The sequence below is a fragment of the Microbulbifer pacificus genome, from assembly GCF_002959965.1.
Classification (GTDB): Bacteria; Pseudomonadota; Gammaproteobacteria; order Pseudomonadales; family Cellvibrionaceae; genus Microbulbifer; species Microbulbifer pacificus_A.
In genome coordinates, this window is sequence record NZ_PREV01000012.1 from 1 (window position 1) to 2,954 (window position 2,954).

Below are 2,954 nucleotides of genomic sequence, written 5' to 3' on the forward strand. Positions count from 1 at the left end.
CAACAATAAATCGGCATTACTATGAAATGGCTGTTTTATCAGAACTTCGGGAGCATGTTCGGGCAGGAGATGTTTCCATTATTGGTAGCAAACAATATAGAGATTTTGAGGAATATTTGTTTTCGGAAGATACATGGAATCAAACGAGGGAGAATACGAGATTATCAGTTAGTTTAGCATTCGAGGATTATATAAAGGAGAGAATCAGCAGCCTTAATGAAAGGTTAAAGTGGTTAGCTTCCAATTACAACAAGTTGGATGGGGTTTCTCTTGAAAAAGGAAAGCTGTCACTCGCACGCTTAGAAAAAGATGTTCCAGAAGAGGCAAAAAAGTTTAGTGCAAGCCTTTATCAGATGCTACCAAGAATAAAATTAACCGACCTACTAATGGATGTTGCCCATATAACAGAATTTCATGAGCAATTCACGCATGCTTCCAATAATCGAAAGCCAAATAAAGAAGAAACGATTATTATCATGGCTGCCCTTTTAGGTATGGGAATGAATATTGGATTGAGTAAGATGGCTGAAGCCACACCGGGACTTACATATAAGCAACTAGCCAATGTGTCTCAATGGCGCATGTATGAAGACGCAATGAATAAAGCTCAAGCTGTATTAGTAAATTTCCATCACAAGCTACAATTGTCATCTTATTGGGGTGATGGAACAACATCCTCATCGGATGGGATGAGAATGCAGCTAGGAGTTTCATCACTACATGCAGATGCAAATCCCCATTATGGAACCGGTAAAGGAGCCACTATTTATCGATTTACAAGTGATCAATTCACATCTTACTACACAAAGATTATTCATACTAACTCAAGGGATGCCATTCAGGTTTTGGATGGTTTATTGCACCATGAAACAGATTTAAACATAGAAGAGCATTATACAGACACAGCCGGTTATACTGATCAAATTTTTGGATTGACTCATCTATTAGGTTTTAAATTCGCTCCAAGAATAAGAGATTTATCGGATTCTAAATTATTTACAATATATAATGCAAGTGAGTATCCAAAATTAGAAACCATTTTACGTGGACAAATAAATACAAAGGTTATTAAAGAAAATTATGAGGATGTTTTGCGATTAGCCCATTCAATAAGAGAAGGAACCGTCTCAGCATCCCTTATTATGGGGAAATTAGGTTCTTATTCAAGACAAAACAGCTTAGCTACAGCCTTACGTGAAATGGGTCGAATAGAAAAAACAATCTTTATTCTGAATTACATTTCAGATGAATCTCTAAGAAGAAAAATACAACGAGGATTGAATAAAGGAGAAGCTATGAATGGATTGGCAAGAGCTATTTTCTTTGGAAAACAAGGAGAACTTAGGGAACGAACAATACAGCACCAACTTCAAAGAGCCAGTGCTTTAAATATAATTATCAATGCCATTAGTATTTGGAATACTTTACATCTAACAAAAGCAGTTGAATATCAAAAACGGTCAGGTAGTTTTAATGAAGAATTATTGCACCATATGTCACCTCTAGGTTGGGAACATATTAATTTACTTGGAGAATACCATTTTAAATCGGAGAAAATGGTCTCGCTAGATTCATTAAGACCCTTGAAACTTTCTTAACGTTGTTAAAAATAGGGGAATCGTCTCGGAAATGTGCTTAGCGTTGTAAATCCGCATTTTCCTGACGAGACCCCTTATAGTGCAAAGTAAATTTGTAAAAATAGACAGAGGGGAATTTGAAATATTTGAAGCTGGTAATGGTGAACCATTATGTTTCACCAATCTTTATAGCGAATTTAACGAACGTGGGTATTATTTTACTGATATGTTTGTAGACCATTTTAAAGTTTTACTTATAAACTTAAAGGAAACTGGAAATTCTCACTGGTTCATATTTTATCGATATTTTATCGTTATGAATTAGGTGCCCGTCAGTAAAGATGAAATGATAAAGGATTATACTTTCCTAACGTTTGTAAGATTTGATAAATATTGTTTAAACTAAAACACACCTGTTTATGAGTATGTCATGTGGACCTAAGACAAATACATAAGTAGGTGGTTTTCTTTTGTTATTGGGTAGCTTTGACAAGTATATCCAAATTGTAATTCATTAGGTAAAAATAATCCTCATCATTCTCAATATCTTCTTCAGTTAAAACAGACAAATTATGAATGGTTAAGGATTCCGCACCAATTTGTTCTTGAATTACTTCCGATATTCTGTTCAAGCTGTTTTGTTCATACAGGATATAATCTAAATTGGATTCTTCTGCTTGGTCAATTATTTCCGTTAACTCTTTTTGTGATGGTTCACTGCTTGATGATAGTCCTTTTATTGAAATCTGTTCTATGTCGTAGCGTTCTTCCCAATATCCGAAAGCCGCATGAGATACAAGAATTTGTTTCTTCTCTTTTTCTCCTAATATATCGCTGAAATTTTGATCTAATGCGGTTAATTCTGCTTCTAATGCTGCAAAGTTTTCATTGTAGGTAGCCTCTTCATCCGGATTTAATGCAATAAGTTCCTCTTTGATAATTTGCGACAATTCTATCATTCTTAGAGGGTCAAGCCAAATATGCGGATCCACTTCACCGTCGTCATGTCGGTCACTATCATTCGATTCTCCAGCATGTTTATCTTCATCCACACGCCCTTCTTCGGTTGGCACAAACAGTTCATTGTGCTGTCCAATTTCAATCAGTTTAACTTCTTGAGAGGAAAGCGTCTCTGCAGCTGTTTCCGCTAATGCTTCTAGCCCAGCGCCTAAATATATAAACGCATCACTTTCTACGATTTTTGTCATATCTTGTGATGTAAGTTCATATGAATGCTCATCTACTCCCGGTGGGTATACGGTTTCAACCGATACTGTATCTCCGGCAATCCTTTCAGCAGCATACTGAACAGGATAAATTGTTGTGTAGGTAGTAAGTTCTGTATCATCTTCAGTTGATGCTTGATTGGATGGCGAG

At 36.0% G+C, this 2,954-nt stretch carries 2 protein-coding genes; one reads left to right on the forward strand and one right to left on the reverse strand.

Features of this window, described 5'->3' with window-relative positions:
* On the forward strand, positions 1–1,598 hold a 1,598-nt coding region (locus tag C3938_RS00380; protein ID WP_158681495.1), incomplete at its 5' end, for a Tn3 family transposase.
* 452 nt (positions 1,599–2,050) lie between these two features.
* On the opposite strand, the gene C3938_RS00390 is transcribed toward C3938_RS00380, so the two are convergent.
* On the reverse strand, positions 2,051–2,954 hold a 904-nt coding region (locus tag C3938_RS00390), incomplete at its 5' end, for a metal ABC transporter solute-binding protein, Zn/Mn family (protein WP_105101335.1).